This window comes from Achromobacter sp. UBA5777 (assembly GCF_002418565.1).
Taxonomy (GTDB): domain Bacteria; phylum Pseudomonadota; class Gammaproteobacteria; order Burkholderiales; family Burkholderiaceae_B; genus Achromobacter; species Achromobacter animicus.
In genome coordinates, this window is record NZ_DIEJ01000279.1 from 1 (window position 1) to 17,917 (window position 17,917).

Below are 17,917 nucleotides of genomic sequence, written 5' to 3' on the forward strand. Positions count from 1 at the left end.
GGAAGTCCGGAGCGAAGGCTCCGGACCGCAATCGTAGCCCCGCGCGTCCCAGGCCGCCGCCGCGCCGGGCGTCAATAGAACGCCGCCGGCGCGTCAAACGAACCACGAAGAACGTCCAAAGAACCAAGCCGAGCATAAGAAGCCCATCGGAAGGAAAGACGACTCACCGCCGCGACCGCAGCAACCAGCAAGCCGCCCCACCAATCACGACGGCAGCGGCAACGAGCGAAGTACTAGGCTGATTCACCGCCATCTTGGTGTACATGCTCCGACGACCAACCTGCTGCTCGGCGGAATGCGACCCGCCGCCTTCATACAGCGAATCAGATCCGCCGTCAGCCACCGCGCCACCGCGCTGCTGCCGAAACAGCCATCCAGCCATACGGTCCGCCAGCCCCGGCATATTCTGACCCAGCGTAGAAATAGCCCGCGACGCGCTCCCCACGTACAAATCCCGCGTCGGATGCTCCGCCGCGTGCAGAATCGCATCAGCCACCGCCTCAGGCGCATACACCGGCGCCGGCAGGCTAGGCTGAACGTCCATATAGTTGCGCGCGTGCGAAGTAAACCCCGTCGCGATCGACGCCGGCTTGATCAACGTCACCGACACCGGCGCCCCTTCTTCACGAAGCTCCATCCGTAACGCATCCGTAAACCCCTTCACCGCATGCTTGGCCGCTGAATATGCCCCCTGCAGCGGCACAGCCCGATCCGACACCTCGCTGCCCACATTGATCAACGCACCGCCACTTGCCTTCATGTGCCGCACCGCCACCATCGACCCGTACACCACGCCCCAGTAATCCGTATCGAACAGCTTGCGCTGATCCTCAACCGGCACCGACTCCAGCGTTCCAAAAATCGAAACGCCCGCGTTGTTCACCCACGTATCAACCCGCCCATAACTATCAATCGCGCGTTCCAGAATACGATCGTGATCGTCCTGCACACCCACATCCGCAACCACGCTGATCGCCGATCCGCCGCCGCGCACGATATCGTTCAGCACGCTATTCAGCCCGTTTTCCTGGCGTCCCACCAATACCACCTTCGCCCCGCGTTCAGCCGCCATCTTCGCTGTCGCCGCGCCGATGCCGCTGCTCGCGCCCGTAATCACCATCACCTGCTCACGTAGCGGTTTCAGTTTCAATTTCATTGAGTGCTCCCGGTTGCCAACGCGGAAATCGCGCTGCGAATCGGGCCAGCAATCCCCATTCCTGAAACGCGCCCCGAACGCCACCCCGTCCGCATCCGCCCCTTCTGCGCGACGCCGCTCCCGCGCCCGCCACGCCAGCGATCCCAACGCCATCCCAAGTCCGAACGCCCCATACACCAACACCAGCGCCAACGTGCTCAGCCGATGCTCGAACCCCGGGGTCAGGCGCTGCGGCGTCGCGCGATAGTCAACCAGGCACGCGATCGCCGCCGCCGTCAGCCCCGCCGCCACTGCCGGCCCCGTGCGATAAGTCGCCGGCATCCCCTGCGTGCCCCGCGCATGCAGCACCCCCCAGAACACCGCCGCCGAATGGTGAATCGCATAGCCGGTTGCCGTATGCCGCCATGTCGGCGCATCGGCGTGCAACGCCGGTCGTCCCCATATCCAGTGGCTGGTCGAATTGGTGGGCGCCGTCCAACTGTCGGCCTCCTTGCGGCCCGCAACCGCCAATACCAGCGTCGACAGCACACTGGCGGCGGATCCACTGATTGCGCCCTCGCGCAACGCCGTGAGCCATGGGTTCATGAGCATTCCTTGTGATAGTCGACGGGCACGGAGCTTGCGGCGCCCGACATCGCAACGGCGGCGCGGCGTTCCCGCAACCGCCAGGGAGAATCGCATTGAGGATCTTGTTGACCGGAGCAAGCGGTTTTATCGGCGGCAGTCTTGCACGCGCCTTGCTGGCCGAGGGACACACCCTTGTGTGCCCCGTGCGCCGCATGCCAACCGGCAACGCCATGCCCGACGCAACTTTCATACCCATGGAGTTCGGCAACGCCCAGTCCGAGGACAACTGGATGCCGCTGCTTGAAAACATCGACGCCGTCATCAACACCGTCGGCATCTTTCGCGAGCGACAGGCCGGGGATTTTGCCGCCGTGCACGTGCGCGCGCCACAGGCTCTGTTCCGCGCCGCCCAGCGGCAGAACGTCCGATGCGTGATCCAGTTCTCGGCGCTGGGGGCCGATGACGACGCCGCCAGTGACTTTCACCTCAGCAAGCGGGCAGCCGACGACGCCCTGCGCCTGGCCAACCTACCCGCTGCGATCATCCAGCCTTCCCTGGTTTACGGACCTGGCGGCGCCAGCGCCTCGCTCTTTAACCGGCTTGCCGTACTGCCCTCGGTGCCGCTGCCCGGCGGCGGGCGGCAGGCCGTGCAACCCGTGCATCTGGACGACGTCATCGACGGCGTGCTCGCTCTGTTGCGCTCGCCGCCACAAGCACCCGTCACCATTGCGTTCTGCGGGCCTGCGCCCATCACCGTGCGCGATTACCTTGCCGCGCTGCGCCGAGCATTGGGCGTTGACTCGCGTCAACGCGTCATCGCCATCCCCTTGCGCCTGGCCACGGGCCTCGCCACCGCCGCGGCGATGCTGCCCCGCAGCCTGATCGACCCCACGGCCTTGTCGATGCTCGAACGCGGCAACACCGCCGACCCCGCCCCTTTTTGCGCGTTGCTCAACCGTCCCCCGCGCGCGCCCGGCCGCTTCGTCGCGCCGCCCACCCGCGACGGCCTGCGCGCAAGCGCGCTACTGGACATCACGCTGCCGCTCTTGCGGTTCAGCATCGCACTGGTGTGGCTGTGGACCGCCGCCGTGTCCTTCGGTCTGTATCCGGTCGCCGCCAGTCTCGACCTGCTGCATCGAACCGGCGTGCCCGCAGTCCTTGCGCCCGTGGCGCTTTACGGCGCGGCAACGCTCGACCTGAGCTTCGGCGTATTGACCCTGCTATTACGCGGCCGCGCGCGGCAATGGTTGTGGGTTGCACAGGCCGTGCTTATCGCGGGCTACACCGCGATCATCACCGTTCGCCTGCCCGAGTTCTGGATGCACCCATTCGGACCGTTGTCGAAAAATTTACCGATGCTGGCAGCGTTGGTGCTCTTGTATTTGCATGAACCCGTCACGCCCAGGAAACGCGAATGGAATACCTGATCTTCAAGCTGATCCACGTGCTCTCGTCGACGCTGCTTTTTGGCACCGGCATCGGCTCCGCGTTCTACCTGCTATGCGTCGTGCTGCGCAGGGACGTCCACGTAATCGCCGTCGTAGGACGGCTCGTGGTCGTGGCCGACTGGCTCTTCACCGCGACAACCGCCGTGCTGCAGCCGCTTACCGGCCTGTATCTGGTTCACCTCATGCAGATGCCGCTATCCACGCCGTGGATCGCGTGGTCGCTGGGGCTGTATGCCGTCGCCATCGCGTGCTGGTTGCCCGTGGTGCGTTTGCAGATGCTGATGCGTGATGCCGCGGCGGCGGCGGACCATGCAGGAACTCCGTTGCCCGCAGCGTTCTGGCGCTGGTTTGCCTGGTGGGTCGCGCTGGGCGCAATCGCCTTCGTGGCATTCCTGGCGATCTTTTATCTGATGATCTTCAAGCAAGCGTGATCGTGAAAGAACCAGGCCGTCAGGAACATTTGTTGCGGCATCGGTTCGCTGTCCGCCGCACACGGGGCGACACATTCAGGAGAACGCTATGGAAAGTGATACCAGTAAAGCGGCCGAGCATCTGTTGGATTGGCTGCGTGACGCCCACGCCATGGAAGAGCAAGCCGAAACCATGCTGACGAGCCTGGCGGGCCGCATCGAGACTTATCCCGAGGTCAAGCAGCGGATCGAGCGTCACATTGTCGAAACGCGCGAACAGCAACGCCTGGTGCGCGGCTGCATCGAGCGGCTGGGCGGGGACACGTCGATGTTCAAGGACCTGACCGGCAAGATGATGGCGACGTTCCAGGGATTTTCTGGCGTCTTTGCCAGCGACGAGATCATGAAGGGCGCGATGTTCAGTTACGCCTTCGAGAATCTTGAGATCGCCGCGTACAGCCAGTTGGTCGAGGCCGCCAAGTTCGTCGGCGATGCGGAAACGGCCGCAGTCTGCGAGCGCATCCTGCAGGAAGAGCGCGCCATGGCGCAGTGGATCGAACACAACGCGCCAGGCCTCATGCGCCAGTTCCTCATGCGGGCGGACGACCCCGAAAGCCAGGCGAAGCGCTGAATCTACAACCCGCGCGCAATGCTTTCACGGCGGCCGCGCAACACGCATCCCGGTGGAGCGCCGGGTATCAGGAGAACGTTATGTTTGCACACAACAAGCGACTGCAATACACGGTACGTGTCAGCGAGACCAACCCTGGTCTTGCCAACCTGTTGCTGGAACAGTTTGGCGGCCCGCAGGGCGAACTGGCGGCGGCCTGTCGCTATTTCACGCAGGCGCTGGCCGAAGACGATCCGGGCCGCAAGGACATGCTGCTCGACATCGCCACGGAAGAACTGAGCCATCTGGAAGTCATCGGCACGCTCGTCGCCATGCTGAACAAGGGCGCCAAGGGCGTGCTGGCCGAAGCCACGGAATCCGAAGCCGAGATCTACCGGCGTCTGAACGGCCCGGGCAACGACTCGCACGTCACGCAGGTGCTGTACGGCGGCGGCCCGGCATTGATCAATTCGGGCGGCCAACTCTGGAATGCCGGCTACATCGACACCATCGGCGATCCGTCGGCGGACCTGCGGTCCAACATCGCCGCCGAGGCACGCGCCAAGATCATCTATGAGCGCCTCATCAACGCCACCGATGATCCGGGCGTCAAGGACGCGCTGGGCTTCCTCATGACCCGTGAGGTGTCACACCAGCGCTCCTTCGAAAAGGCCCTGTATTCAATCGAGCCGAACTTCCCGCCCGGAAAGCTGCCGGGTGATCCGCGCTTTGCCTCGGTGTACTTCAACATGTCGCAAGGCGACGGCGACACGCGCGGACCGTGGAACAGCGACGCCAACTTCGAGTACATCTCGGATCGCGAGGAACAGGGCGCTATCGACGGCGACGGTATGCCCAATGTGAACCTGACTGAAGACGAAGTGCTGGCCCTGCAGGCCATGGCGGCCCGCACGGCGTCGGACCCGAGCAGCGACCCGGTGACGGGTACGGAGCTCGGGCAGGTGAATGCGGCCGACGAACTGAAGCAGCCGTAACGCGACGCGCCGCAGCACGGCGCATCCCTTGCCCGCCCCGCCCTTTCGGCCGGGCGGGTTTTTATTTCTTGCGGTCGGGCGGCTGACCTTCTCCGGACCGGTTGTCCACGGGCGGCGCGTCCGGCGTGGCGCGGCCCGGGTCCCATACATCCGCGGGGTCCATCCCCGGCGGAAACTGGCGCCCCGCGCCGGTGCGGTTCGGATCGGCCGGGCGGTCCGACAGCGTGCGCTCGCCGGGCGGCACCGGCTTGCGGTCCGCGTCGGCGGGGGCGTCTTGGGGGGGATGGGGGTTTGGGNNGGTGGGAATGGGGCTTGGTGCTCATGGCGCATCTCCTTGAGGTGGAAACGTCCGGGCCAGCAAGCCCTGTGCCGCGGCCCTGGCGGCCAGGGTTCAGGGAAGCTGCTGCGCCACTGCTTGGGCTTGCAAGGCGGGCATCCGCCCCTCTCGCCGCGCCCGGTCCCGGTCAGCCCAGAAGTACGCCACCGTGCGCGCGATGCCATCGACCGGATGCACGCGCGGCGACCATCCCAGGCTGCGCTGCGCCAGCGAGATGTCCGGGCAGCGGTGGGTCGGATCATCCACCGGCAACGCGCGATGCACGACAGGCACGCGCGATCCGGTCAGCTCTCGCACCATGTCGGCCATTTCCAGCATCGTCAGTTCCACCGGGTTACCCAGATTCACGGGCGTGGCGACGTTGTCGGCGCTTTCCATCAGGCGCACCAACCCGTCGATCAGGTCGTCCACGTAACAGAACGAGCGCGTCTGCGTCCCGTCCCCGTACACGGTGAGCGGCTGGCCGGCCAGCGCCTGCACGATGAAGTTGGACACGACCCGGCCGTCGTCCGGCGACATATGCGGACCATAGGTGTTGAAAATGCGCGCGATCTTGACGACCACGCCTTCGTGGTGGGCGTATTCCATGAATATCGTCTCGGCGCAACGCTTGCCTTCGTCATAACAGGAGCGCGGGCCGACGGGGTTGACGTGGCCCCAGTATCTCTCGCACTGCGGATGCTCGCGCGGATCGCCGTAGACCTCGCTGGTGGATGCCTGCAACACGCGCGCACCGGTGCGCCGCGCCAGTTCCAGCAACTGCATCGCGCCCAGGACGCAGGTGCGCAGCGTCTTCAGCGGATCGGCCTGGTAATGCACGGGCGACGCGGGGCAAGCCAGGTTGTAGATCCGGTCCACCTCCATGTCGCCCAGCGGGTCCACCACGTCATGCCGGATGACCGTGAAGCGCGGATGCGACGCAAGCGCCGCAACGTTGCAGGCCCTGCCGGTCTGAAAGTTGTCCACGCAGACCACCTGCCAACCGTCGTTCAGCAGCCGCGCGCAGAGATTCGATCCCAGGAAGCCGGCGCCGCCGGCCACCAGCGCGCGGCCGGTACGGGGAATTGCATCCATCATGCCGTCTCCATCAACGTCTCGAATACGTCCACCCAATCCGACACGAACCGATCCATGCCGAATCGCTGCAGCGCCATGTCACGTCCGGCCGCGCCCCAGGCGCGGGCAAGCTCCGGCTCGGCCAGCAGTTGGCGGCCCACCTCCACCAGCCGGTCCAGCCGATTGTCGACGTAGCCGTTCTCGCCGTTTCGGATCAGCACGGGCAGCTCCGTGCCGCCAAACCCCACGACGGGAACGCCGCAGAGCATGGCCTCGATCAGCGACAAGCCCAGGCTCGCGTAACGGATAGGGCTGAAAAAATAGCGATAGCGCGTCATGAACGCCGCCACCTCCATGTTGGGCACCTCGCCCAACCCGCCCAGCTTCTCGGACTCCATGCCGATCAGATCCAGCGGTGTGCGCGCGCGCACGTGCTCGAACACGTCGACCCCGATGCGCCGGCCGCGGCGGTCCAGATGGTTCACCACGGCAATGCCCTTCTCGAAGCTGCCGTCGTAAGACACCGACGGCACGGGCACGCCATGCTCCACCACGCGGCTGGGCATGTCCCCGCAATCCCACATCACGGCGTTGTACGGCGTGACGTGCACGATCATGCCCTTGTCGTGGCGGAACACATGGCGCGTTTCCGTGGGATGCGGCATGGGGGGATCGTGCTCCAGGTACGCGGACGGCAAGGCGCGCTGCGCGTCGCTGAGCAGCAGCCGCGCATCCTCCAGATTCTGGCGGGACTGGTACAGCACGCAATCGAACTGCATGTCACGCAACGCATAGGCGGACNNCCTGCGTCAGACCCGGTCCCCAGGGGATGCGGCTGCCCAGCGCCCCGTAATGCGGCACGCGGCCCGGCAAGCCGGGCACGATGAAATCATGCGGCGCCTGGCTCAGCGCATACAGATAATTGCCATGGACGTGCCACGTCAGGATACGCAGGCGGCGCTGCGGGCGGGCGGCGGGCGTCATTGTCTTCCCCTTGCTAGCTGGCGGTTCACTTCGCGGAGCACCTGGGGCACCGTCACGGCCAGCGCGCACGGGTGGCCAATGGGACAGTGCTCATGCGCGCAGGGCCGGCACGGTGTATCGCCGGCAAGCACAACATGCAGGTCGTGGTTGGTTGGCGCCCAGCGCCGCGCGTCGCTGCCGCTGGCGATGACGACGCTGGGCGCGCGCACGGCCGCCGCAATGTGCGAGATGCCGGTGTCGTTGCAGAGCAGCAGCCGGCTCGCCTGCACCAGCGAGGCCAGGCTGCCCAGCGTGGTCTTGCCGCACAGGTCGGGCAGGTTGCGCCCCGACAGGCGCCGCACGTCGGCCGTGAGCGGCCGTTCTGCGGCGGTGCCGGTCAGCGCCACCTGCCAGCCCTGTAGCAAGAGCGCGGTGGCCATCCGCGCATAGCGCTCCAGTGGCCATCGCCGCGACGGCAGGCGCGCCCCGACATGCATCAGCACCAGGCGCGTTGGATCAAGCGAGTGCTCGCGCAGCAGGTCGGCGGCGGCTTGCTGGTCGTCTTCCGAACACGGGAACTCCAGCGCGTCGTCCTCCGCAGGCAGCCCCAGATGCCGCAGCAACGCCAGGTAGCGATGCGGCTCAGGAAGCTCGTCCGGCCAGGGCAGCCACTGTCCGGGAACGCCCTGATCGGCCCGCGCGACGAAGCCGCCGCATCGCTTGGCGCCCAGTTGTCCCACGATGGGATTGCTCTGCCCGCCGCTGCCGTGCATCTGCAGCGCCACATCAAACTGCGCGCCGCGCACGCAGGTGTAAAACCCAGGCAGTTCGTCTTCGCGGGCAGCCTGCTCGGGAAACGCTTCCACCCCCGGAAACTCGATCAGCTCGTCCACGTAGGCGCGAAAACGGCTGACGAACTCCCGTGCGTTCGGCAGGCCAATCAGCGCAATATGCGTATCCGGAAACGCCTGGCGCAGCGCACGCAGCGCGGGCACGGCGCAGAGCATGTCACCCAGTTGCAGTGCCCGGAAAACCGCGATGCTCGCGGGTGCGGGCGACGATGCAAGCAGCGGGGCGTTCATGCGGCGCTCCTGCCAAAGCGCAGCAGACCCACCGTGCGCCAGAAGATGGACAAGAGCGGGATGCACACCGACGTGATCGCCAGATCGATCACATTGCGCGCCGTCCGGCTGGTTCCGCGCAGCCGCCGCATGAAAAAGTGCGCCGTCAACGCAGCCCAGACGCCCGCAGCCAGTATCGCTGCCGTCGAATGACCCGTGGCTAAGAGGCCCACAGCCAGCACGAACGCGCCGGTCACGCTCAGGTAGAAGCGCGGGCCGTGGCGGCGGATGCGCTCCTGATACAGCGTGGGGTACTTGCGCCGCAGCAGCATGTCGAACATGACCTTCTTCTGCATGCCCAGCCCCGCCGCGAAGCGCACGGGCCGAACCGGATGCACCACCCGCGCGCGCTCGCACCGCGCAATACGAAACCCCGAGTCCAGCAACGCAAACTGCAAGTCGGAATCCTCGCGCCACGCCATCGTGTAGCGCGTGTCGAATCCGCCGACCGCCAGCAACGCCGAGCGCCGCACGAAGCAGTTCGCGGTAATGAACTCGGCGCGCGTCAGCCCCGACGCGTCGCGCTCGTAGTCGCTGGGCGGGTCGGGGATGGGCATTTCCGTGACCCCGGTCACCGCGGCCACATCCGCCCCGAACCCACGCAATCCCTGCGCCAGCCAGTCCGGACGGGGAATGGTGTCGTCGTCCGTAAAGGCGATGATCTCGGCCTTGGCGCTGCGCCAGCCCAGGTTGCGCGCGCCGGAGGGGCCGCGGGTGCCGGTTACGGCCAGATAGCGCAGCGCGGGCGCACCCACGCGACCCCGCGAAAATTCCTCGACCTGACGGCGCGTGGCCTCGCTGGCCGCATCATCACACACCAGGATCTCGTAACTGGCGCGCAACTGCTGCCGAACCAACGCGTCCAGGCACCGCGCCAGCAGGTCGGGCCGCTTGTACGTCGGCACCACCACCGACACGGCGATCGTTTCTCCAGGGGCCGTCATCGCGGCTTCTCGACGAGGTAGGAGCCAATCACCAGCGCATCCAGCGGCGACGTCCAGAAGCACTCGATCGCATCGCGCGGCGTGCACACCACGGGCTCGCCCCGCGTGTTGAACGACGTATTGACCAGCACCGGCACCCCGGTCAGCTTCTCAAAGGCGGCCAGCAGGTCGTAGTAGCGTTCGTTCTGGTCGCGACGCACGGTCTGCACGCGCGCCGTCCCGTCAATGTGGCGCACGGCGGGGATCTGCCTGGCACGGTGCGGCAGCACGTCATAGACGAACAGCATGAACGGCGCGCAGATCGACGCCGCACCGCGGCCGTCAAACCACTGGGCCGCGCGCTCTTCCATTACCACGGGCGCCACCGGGCGGAAGTCTTCGCGGTCCTTCAGGCCGTTCAGGCGGGCCTGCATCGCGCTGTCGCGCGGCGACGCCAGGATCGAGCGGGCGCCCAGCGCGCGCGGGCCGAACTCCATGCGCCCCTGGAACCAGCCCAGCACTTTCTCATCGGCGAGCAGCGCCGCAGCCTCGCCGGCCACGTCGTCCAGCCGGCGATAAGTCAGATGCGATTTGTCCAGGAAGCGTTCGATCTCATCATCCGAGTACGACGGCCCCAGATACGCATGCTCCATCGTCCACGCGCGCTTGCCGCCGCGCCGGTGGTAGTCCACGTACAGCGCCGCGCCCAGCGACGTGCCCGCGTCGCCGGCGGCCGGCTGCACCCACACCTCGTCAAAGGGGCCATCCCGCGCGATGCGCGCATTCATTACGCAATTGAGCGCCACGCCGCCCGCCATGCACAGGCTCTTGGCGCCGGTCGTCTCGTAGAGCCACTGCGCCATGTGCAGCGCGGTTTCTTCCAGCACGTATTGCAGCGAGCTGGCCACGTTCTTGTGGCGGTCCTCGAACGGCGCGCCGCGCCGCCTTGGCGGGCCGAATCGCTCGGTCAGGCGGGCCGGCTGCAACGAGTACCCGCCCTCTTCCTCCAGGCGAAGGATTTCTCGGAATTCCTTGCGGTACTCGGGCTTGCCGAACGAGGCCAGCGCCATCACCTTGTACTCGTCCGACGAATGCAGGAAACCCAGCCAGGTCGTGACCTCTTCGTACAGCAGGCCCAGCGAATGCGGCAGGTCGATCTGCTTGAGCCGCGCGTACTCGCCGCCCGAGAAGTGGCCGTAGCTGGTCGTCGTGCGCTCGCCGCGGCCATCCATGGTCAGCACCGCGCACTCCGCGCACGGCGCCGCCAGAAAGGCGCTGCTTTCGTGCGACAGGTGATGGTCGAGGTAGATCCAGCGATCCATGATGTGCTGCAGCGTCAGATCGTCAAAGCGCGGCGACTTCAGGTGCAGCGGGGCGCCGTCAAGCAACTGGCGCGGCGCGTTCACCAGGTACGACAGAAACAGGGGATCCCATGGCGACGCGCCTTCTGCGCCGGCGCCGGCGCGCGAGGGCTCCAGCGGCAGCACGATCTCCTGCGGCAGCGCCGCGCCGTTGGCCAGCAGCGACGGGTCATAGGAGTACACGATGTGATCCACGTCGCGCAGCCGGATGCCCGCTTCGGACAGGCAGTAGTCGATCGCGAAGTACGGCAGTTGCCACGTCGTGAACGGGACCGGTCGCTTGCCGTGCTTGACGCGGGTGAAGCGCTCTTCCTCGGCCGCCGCCACCACCACGCCGTCGCGAACCAGCGTGGCAGAGCAGTCGTGATAAGCCGCATTGATGCCTAGCGTGAACATGAAATCTTCTCCTTGACGGCGCGCGGGCCCGTCTGAAACCTGTGGCTTCGCCCCAGCAATTCCCGGGCCGCAAACGCGACACGCTCGGGGCTGACGCCGGACAGGCACGCTTGGTGTCCCTCCGGACAAACGCTGCGGTAGCAGTATTTGCACGGCACATCGTTGCTGAGCACCCGAGCGTCGGTGCGCCAGGGCGTATGCTGCGGATTGGTCAAGGCGTATAGGTCCACGATCGGTGCGCCCACTGCCGCGGCGATATGCGCCGGGCCGCTGTTGTTGCAGATGACCACGGCCGCGCCCTCCAGCGCCGCGCCCAATTCGCCGAGCGTCAGGCCGTCGGACAGGTCGATCAGCCCCGGCAACAGACGCCGCCCGCTGGCCAACGCCGCAGACAGCGCCGGGTCCTCGTGTCCGCCCAGCAGCAGAATGCGGCGGCCATCGCCGCGCAGGTCGATCAGCGCCTGGACCATCAGTTCGGCCGGATAGCGGCGCGACGATGCGGTGGCGCCCGCGTGGACGCAGATCCAGCCATCGGTTTCGGTCACACCCGCGTGGTGCAGTTTTTCACGCAGCGACGCGCGGTCGGCCTCGCGCACCCGGAACGACAGCACATCATCTTCACTGCGCGCGCCCACGGTGGCCACAAGATCAAGCTGGCGCTGCACCTCGTGGCGGATGCCGTCCTGCGGCTCGACCTCGCGCACCCAGTCGGTGATGAGCCGGTATGGGTTTTCGCGGCAATGCGCCAGCACGCGCGGCACGCCCGCCAGATGGCACAGCAGCGCCGCCGGCAACGGACTTTGGCTGAAGGTCGTGAAGATCACGGCCGCATCCGGCCGCAGCGCGCGCAACCGGCCGATCGCGTCGATGTCTTGATCCCGCCCCTGCGATCCGTTCTTCACCCAAGCGGCGTCGTACGCCATGACGGTGTCCACCTCCGGCATGAAGGGCGCCAGGCGCGCGCCCGACGGCGACGTCAGCAGTGTGATCCGGTGCGCGCCCGCTTGCCGCAGCGCACGCATCGCCGGCGTGCACATCAGCACATCGCCCATGTTGTCCAGCCGGATGCAGAGCACGTGCGCGTCACGCGGCCACGCCGGATCGGTATTCATGATTGCGCTCCGGGCCTGAGCGTCGCGCCGGCCGTGATGATCTGCGCCGCTGCGTCGAGGTCCGGGGCGCGGCAGGTCGGCTCGCGGTGCGGGCCGGTGCGCCATTCGGTTTCATTGCCTACGTCCAGCAGGATGGTGCGGCAGCCGGCGCGATTGCCGGCCTCCACATCGTCCAGGATGTCGCCGATGAACCAGGACGCGGGCAGATCCAGTTCCAGTTCCTGTGCAGCCCGCAGCAGCAGCCCGGGCTGAGGCTTGCGGCAGTCGCACGCAATCGCATAGGCCTCGACCACGCCCTCGGGATGGTGTGGACACCAGTAGAAGCCGTCCAGATGCGCGCCAGCCGCATGGAACATGGCCGCGAGCTTGACACTGACGGCGTTGAGCGCGTCGGCGGCGAACAGCCCGCGCGCGACGCCCGGCTGGTTGCTGATCACCACCAGACTCAGGTCCGTCTGCGCCAGCCGCGACAGCCCGGCCAGCGCCATCGGCGCGTAAGCCATGCGCTCGGGCTCGACGTTATAGGGCACGTCCGCCAACACGGTCCCGTCTTTGTCGAGGAACACGGCCGGCCTCAAGGCCATGACGTTTCCTTCATCGGCAGCACCATGACTTCCGGCACCACGGTTTCCGGCGGTTGGGTCAGCACAAAGCGCACCGCGCGCGCGACGTTGGCCGGGTCTTGCAGTGTGCCCGTGTCGATATCCGGAAACCGATCCAGCAGAAACGGGGTGCGCATGCCGCCCGCGATGACCGCGCTGACCTTGATGCCCATGCCGCGCAGTTCGGCGTGCAACGCATGCGACAAGCCCATCAGCCCCCACTTGCTGGCATGGTAGGCACTGGCATTGGGCCAGGCGCGCCGCGCCGCGGTGGACGCCACGTTGACGATATGACCGCCGGGGCTCAGCCGGTTCTTGCCCAGCTTTGCCATCAAGAATGGCCCCGTGAGATTGGTGCGCAGCACGCGCTCCCAGACATCCGCGTCGAGCTGATCGATGGGCGCCGTCACATCGACGCCCGCGCTGTTCACGATGGCGTCCAGCTTGCCGAATTGCCGCACGACGGCGTCCATGCACTCGGCCACGTCAGCCGCCACGCCGACGTCCATGACGCAGGCCATGACGTCGGCGCCACCTTCCTTGAGCTTGCTTGCGACCGAGTGCGCGCGCTGCTCGTCGATATCACTGACCGCGACGCGCGCGCCTTCCGCTGCAAGCTGCTCGCAGAGTGCCGCGCCCAGCCCGCTGCCACCGCCGGTCACAAGGATTACCCGCCCGTCCAGGCTCTCGAATTCGTGCATGGTTCCGCTCCTTTAAGCCGCGATACGTGCGGCGATCCGATCTTCCCGAGGCACATCGGCCACCATGCGTCCATAGACGGACAGCAGGTCCTGACCCACGCGCTTCCACGTGTAAAGGCGACGCGCGCGCATGCGCCCCGCCCCACCCATCCGCGCGCACAACGTCCGATCCGCCGCCAGTTCGGCGAGCCTGTCCGCCAAGCTGTCGGGATCTTTGGGGGGCACGAGAAATCCTGTCTTTCCATGCACGACGGTGCTGCGGATGCCGCCGGTGTCCGCGCCGATCACGGGCCTGCCGCACGCCATGGCTTCGACAGGCGTGATGCCGAACGGCTCATACCACGGCGTCGTCACGAACACGTCGCTGGCGCTGTAGTAAGCGCCCAGGGCCTCTCGACCGCGACGCCCCGCGAATTCGACCCACTCGGCCACGCCTTCCTGCGCGGCAATGGCGCGCAGGCGGCCGATCTCCGGCGTGGCCTGCACGTTCGCATCCTCGGTATTTCCACCAACCACGCACAGCCGTGCTTCGACGCCATGCCGCTGACGCAAGCGCGCCAGCGCCCGGATGACGTTGTCGACGCCTTTGCGCGGCACCATCCGTCCAAGCTGCAGCACGGTGAACACGTCGTCGTTCCACCCCAGTGCCCGCCGCGCCGCCGCCATCGGCTGCGGCGTCATTTCGGCGGCGTCATAACCGCAAGGCACGATGTCAATGCGGCGCGGATCCGCGCCATACAGTTCGATGAGATCGCGCCGGTCCTGCGGGCATTCGGCGATCAGGCGATCCGCGCGCCGCGCGATGTCGTCTTCGATCCCGAAGCGTGAATCCGGGAACAGGTCCGCCTCCTGCTGATACTGTCTGCGCACCTTGCCCAGCGCGTGAAACGTTACTGCGAGCGGCACGCCAAGTTGCTGGGCCACCGGCAGGGCCGCCATGGCCGACATGAAGAAATTTGCGTGAATGACGTCATAGCCCACAACCTGCCGGTTGAAGTAGCGCATCAGGTAGGCAGAGAATTCGTCCATGTATGGAAGCATCTGTTCCTTTGGAAGAAAGCTCGCGGGTCCCGCGGGAACGTGGATCACCTTGACGCCGCGCATCCACCGAAACTCGGCTTCCAGCGCCGCATTGTCCCTGCGGGTAAAGACATCGACCTCCATGCCGGCGCGGGCCAGCTCGCGCGCCACATGCGCGACGTACACGTTCTGTCCACCGCTATCCACGCTGCCCGCAAGCGCCAAAGGCGAGGCGTGTTCGCTGATGATGGCAATCTTCTTCATGAGGGCAACTCCGTTCGTCGAGCGGGTGCCCGGCATACACATCGTCGAGAGCAAGTGGTGTGCCGAGACGCTGCTGCCAGAACGCATGCGGAACAGCGCTTCTATCCGGCACTTCTTACAAGCGCACGTAAGAAGTGCCGAGGCCGCGCTGTCATCAGGTCTCGCGTCGCCGCTGCGCACGCGTGGCCGGCAACAACGCACCGACTGTTGCCAGCAATTCGTTCGGATCGACGGGCTTGGACAAGTGCACCTGAAAGCCGGCCAACAGCGTGCGCAGGCGGTACTCCTGGCTGACATGGCCCGACAGTGCAATGGCGGGCAAACGATGCGACAGCGCCGCACCGCGCTCCGCTTCCATCGCACGCACACGCGCCACGACTTCGTAGCCGTCCACGTCCCCCAGCGACAGATCGCAGATCAGCACCTGCGGCCATTGCGCCGCCGGCTCGTACGCGAACGCGGCGATCGCATTGCCCCCGTCCCCATACTCGGTCACCTGCGCGCCGTTTTCCTTCAGGATTTCGGCGACCATTTCGCGCGCCTCGGCCTGGTCGTCCACCAGCATGACGTGCGCGCCCGTCAGGTTCGGCAAATCCACATCCACCCGCAGCGGCGTGGGCTCGACGGCGCGAACCGGGAAGTCGACGCAATAGCAAAGGCCGCCCGAAGGCGCGGCCAGGCTGTGGAACGCGCCCCCCTGCCGCTGCGCGCGCACAGCGAGTTCTGCAGGATCCAGCGCGGCCGCCACGCGCAGTCCGTCGGTCGGGTTCACCAAGGGGTCCTCATCCGCAATCGCAGGATCGGCCTCGTGCTCCGTGCGGCCATCGGTGACGGCAAGGCGTGCCAACGGTCCCTCGCGGCGCAGGCTGATTTCGATGCGCCCGCCCGGAGGCGTGACCGCAATCGCATGCAGGCACAGGTCCCACACCAACTGCTGCAACGCGCTGGGATCGCCCGTGATGCGCGCGGCCTCGTTGCCGATCAGCGTGTACACGTTCACGCCCTTTTCCTGCGCCAGTTCGCGCGAGCCGTCCAGCACGCCCGCCACCACGGCCACCAGATTGACAGGCTGCCGGGTGTCGCGGCCCATCGCTTCCTCCAGGGCCGATTGCTGGCGCTGCAACGTCCACATCTGCGCGTAGATGCCCTGCAACTTGAGCAGGTCTTCGTGGCGGCCCTGCTCGACCACCCTGCCGCGGTCGAGCACGATGATGTTGTCCGAATGCACGATGGTGGATAACCGGTGCGCAATGATCAGGGTCGTGCGGCCCCGCGACAGCCGCTCCAGTTCCGCCTGGATTGCGCGCTCGGTGCGCGTGTCCAGCGCCGAGGTCGCCTCGTCGAACACCATGATCGCGGGATCCTTCAGGATCGCCCGCGCGATGCCCACGCGCTGGCGCTCGCCCCCGGACAGCTTTACGCCACGTTCGCCCACCGGCGTGTCATAGCCGCCGGGCAGGCTCTCGATGAACTCGTGGATGCGCGCGCCCCGCGCCGCCTGGACGATCTGATCGCGCGTGGCCTCGGGCCGGCTGTAGGCGATGTTGTAGGCGATGGTCTCGTTGAACAACATCGTGTCCTGCGGCACGATGCCGACCGATCGCCGCACGCTGCGCACGTTGACCGCACGCAGGTCGTGCCCATTGATCAGCACCCGCCCCGCGTCGGGGTCATAGAAGCGCAATAGCAGCCGGCCCAGCGTCGACTTACCCGAGCCGCTGCCGCCCACGACGGCCAGCGTCGTGCCGGCCGGCACCGTCAGATCGACACCCCACAGAATCTGCCGTCCCGGGTCATAGCCGAAGTCCACGCCTTCAAAGCGCACCTCTCCCGGACCGGCTTGCAGCGAAGGCAGATTGTCGTCGTCGCCTGTTTCTGCCGGATAGCGCAACAGGTCGCAGACGCGCTCGGCGTTGACGAACGCTTCCTTTGCCTGCCGAAAGATGAGCCCCAGCATATTCAGGGGCAGACAGATCTGGATGATGTAGGCGTTGACGAGCACCAGATCACCCACGGTCATCTCGCGCCCCACGACCTGTTGTCCGGCCAGCAGCATCACAGACGCCACGCCGCACGCGATGATGCCGCTCTGCCCCACATGCAGGCGCGACAGCGAGCGTTGATTGCGTTCGCCGACACGCGTCCATTCGTTCAGCACGCGCGACAGGCGGTCTGCTTCCAACCCTTCGTTGGCGTTGAGCTTGACGGCTTCGTAATTGAGCAGACTGTCGACCATCTGCCCGCTGGCGCGCGAATCCAGTTCGTTGAGTCGCCGTTGATAAGCGACGCGTTTGCGCACAAGCACCGTCGTGTAGGAAAAGTAGGCAATAAAAGAGACGATCACGATCAGCGCCAACCAGACGCTGTAGCCCATCACCAGGATCAGCACCACCGATACGATTTCCACCAGCGTTGGCAGCAAGGTGAAGAGCGCGGTGCCCATCAGGAATCCCACGCCGGCCGTGCCACGCTCCACGTCGCGCGCCAGCGCGCCGGTAGGCCGGCCGCCATGAAATCGGGCGCCCAGCTGTTGCAGCCGCGAGAACACGCTGACGGTGAAATCGGCGACGGTGCGCAGGGCCACGCGCGCAAACACCACATCGCGCAGTTCGGTGAATACCCCGCCACCAAACCGCATGAGCGCGTAACCCAGCAGCAGGAACACCGGCAGCACCAGCGGGCCCGGCGCACTGAACAGGTCGACGATGGCCTTCAGGACCGCCGGCACCGCCACCATCAACAGCTTGGCCGCGACCAGCAGCGCAATGGCGGCGGCAGTGCGGCCGCGGTATTTCCATAGTGCCCGCAGTATGGTCCGATTGACCTCCTTGCGGGAGAAATCACTGGTGCTGGTGTCCGGCTCGCTCATGGTGCA

16 protein-coding genes are annotated in these 17,917 nt (G+C 66.5%); 4 read left to right on the top strand and 12 right to left on the bottom strand.

The features are described 5' to 3' along the window. Nucleotides 1-163: 163 nt before the first annotated feature. The gene (locus B3446_RS28520; protein WP_313491979.1) at nt 164-1,741 is read right to left on the bottom strand and encodes an SDR family oxidoreductase; all 1,578 of its coding nucleotides are present in this window, start codon (nt 1,739-1,741) and stop codon (nt 164-166) included. Between the two features lie 11 nt (nt 1,742-1,752). Here B3446_RS28520 and B3446_RS23795 point away from each other — a divergent pair, with 11 nt between their 5' ends. The 4 genes from B3446_RS23795 (at nt 1,753) to B3446_RS23810 (ending at nt 5,186) form a co-directional block, all read left to right on the top strand. Further along, the gene (locus B3446_RS23795; RefSeq protein WP_409558253.1) at nt 1,753-3,150 is read left to right on the top strand and encodes an SDR family oxidoreductase; all 1,398 of its coding nucleotides are present in this window, start codon (nt 1,753-1,755) and stop codon (nt 3,148-3,150) included. Further along, a complete protein-coding gene (locus B3446_RS23800) occupies nt 3,138-3,602 on the top strand; it encodes a DUF2269 family protein (RefSeq protein WP_191579373.1) in 465 nt (154 codons plus the stop codon). The genes B3446_RS23795 and B3446_RS23800 overlap by 13 nt, the downstream gene beginning before the upstream one ends. Nucleotides 3,603-3,690: 88 nt before the next feature. Further along, a complete protein-coding gene (locus tag B3446_RS23805) occupies nt 3,691-4,212 on the top strand; it encodes a ferritin-like domain-containing protein (protein WP_291385890.1) in 522 nt (173 codons plus the stop codon). 80 nt (nt 4,213-4,292) lie between these two features. Continuing rightward, the gene (locus B3446_RS23810) at nt 4,293-5,186 is read left to right on the top strand and encodes a manganese catalase family protein (RefSeq protein ID WP_175124313.1); all 894 of its coding nucleotides are present in this window, start codon (nt 4,293-4,295) and stop codon (nt 5,184-5,186) included. Between the two features lie 61 nt (nt 5,187-5,247). Here B3446_RS23810 and B3446_RS23815 read toward each other — a convergent pair whose 3' ends face one another. From B3446_RS23815 to B3446_RS23865, 11 genes are all read right to left on the bottom strand, one after another. Then, nucleotides 5,248-5,430, bottom strand: coding sequence for a hypothetical protein (locus tag B3446_RS23815; protein WP_291385892.1), 183 nt, complete (start codon nt 5,428-5,430; stop codon nt 5,248-5,250). A 147-nt stretch (nt 5,431-5,577) separates the two neighbouring features. Further along, the gene (locus B3446_RS23820; RefSeq protein WP_409558252.1) at nt 5,578-6,600 is read right to left on the bottom strand and encodes a UDP-glucuronic acid decarboxylase family protein; all 1,023 of its coding nucleotides are present in this window, start codon (nt 6,598-6,600) and stop codon (nt 5,578-5,580) included. Continuing rightward, a complete protein-coding gene (locus B3446_RS23825; protein ID WP_414632419.1) occupies nt 6,597-7,358 on the bottom strand; it encodes a glycosyltransferase in 762 nt (253 codons plus the stop codon). Before B3446_RS23825 ends, B3446_RS23820 begins: the two co-directional genes overlap by 4 nt. Nucleotides 7,359-7,559: 201 nt before the next feature. Beyond that, nucleotides 7,560-8,624, bottom strand: coding sequence for a glycosyltransferase family 9 protein (locus tag B3446_RS23830; protein ID WP_291385894.1), 1,065 nt, complete (start codon nt 8,622-8,624; stop codon nt 7,560-7,562). Then, nucleotides 8,621-9,607 (bottom strand): glycosyltransferase family 2 protein, encoded by a 987-nt coding sequence (locus tag B3446_RS23835; protein ID WP_291385897.1) that lies wholly within the window; start codon nt 9,605-9,607, stop codon nt 8,621-8,623. Before B3446_RS23835 ends, B3446_RS23830 begins: the two co-directional genes overlap by 4 nt. After that, nucleotides 9,604-11,343, bottom strand: a complete 1,740-nt coding sequence (locus B3446_RS23840; protein WP_291385899.1) for a carbamoyltransferase — start codon at nt 11,341-11,343, stop codon at nt 9,604-9,606. The genes B3446_RS23835 and B3446_RS23840 overlap by 4 nt, the downstream gene beginning before the upstream one ends. Then, nucleotides 11,331-12,455: a glycosyltransferase family 9 protein gene (locus B3446_RS23845; RefSeq protein ID WP_291385901.1), complete on the bottom strand. Its 1,125-nt coding sequence runs from the start codon at nt 12,453-12,455 to the stop codon at nt 11,331-11,333. Before B3446_RS23845 ends, B3446_RS23840 begins: the two co-directional genes overlap by 13 nt. Continuing rightward, nucleotides 12,452-13,039, bottom strand: coding sequence for a D-glycero-alpha-D-manno-heptose-1,7-bisphosphate 7-phosphatase (locus B3446_RS23850; RefSeq protein ID WP_191579365.1), 588 nt, complete (start codon nt 13,037-13,039; stop codon nt 12,452-12,454). The genes B3446_RS23845 and B3446_RS23850 overlap by 4 nt, the downstream gene beginning before the upstream one ends. Next, a complete protein-coding gene (locus B3446_RS23855; RefSeq protein WP_218344438.1) occupies nt 13,030-13,758 on the bottom strand; it encodes an SDR family oxidoreductase in 729 nt (242 codons plus the stop codon). Before B3446_RS23855 ends, B3446_RS23850 begins: the two co-directional genes overlap by 10 nt. A 12-nt stretch (nt 13,759-13,770) precedes the next feature. Continuing rightward, nucleotides 13,771-15,042, bottom strand: coding sequence for a glycosyltransferase family 4 protein (locus tag B3446_RS23860; protein ID WP_291385946.1), 1,272 nt, complete (start codon nt 15,040-15,042; stop codon nt 13,771-13,773). 154 nt (nt 15,043-15,196) lie between these two features. After that, nucleotides 15,197-17,911 (bottom strand): ATP-binding cassette domain-containing protein, encoded by a 2,715-nt coding sequence (locus B3446_RS23865; RefSeq protein ID WP_291385906.1) that lies wholly within the window; start codon nt 17,909-17,911, stop codon nt 15,197-15,199. Nucleotides 17,912-17,917: the final 6 nt, after the last annotated feature.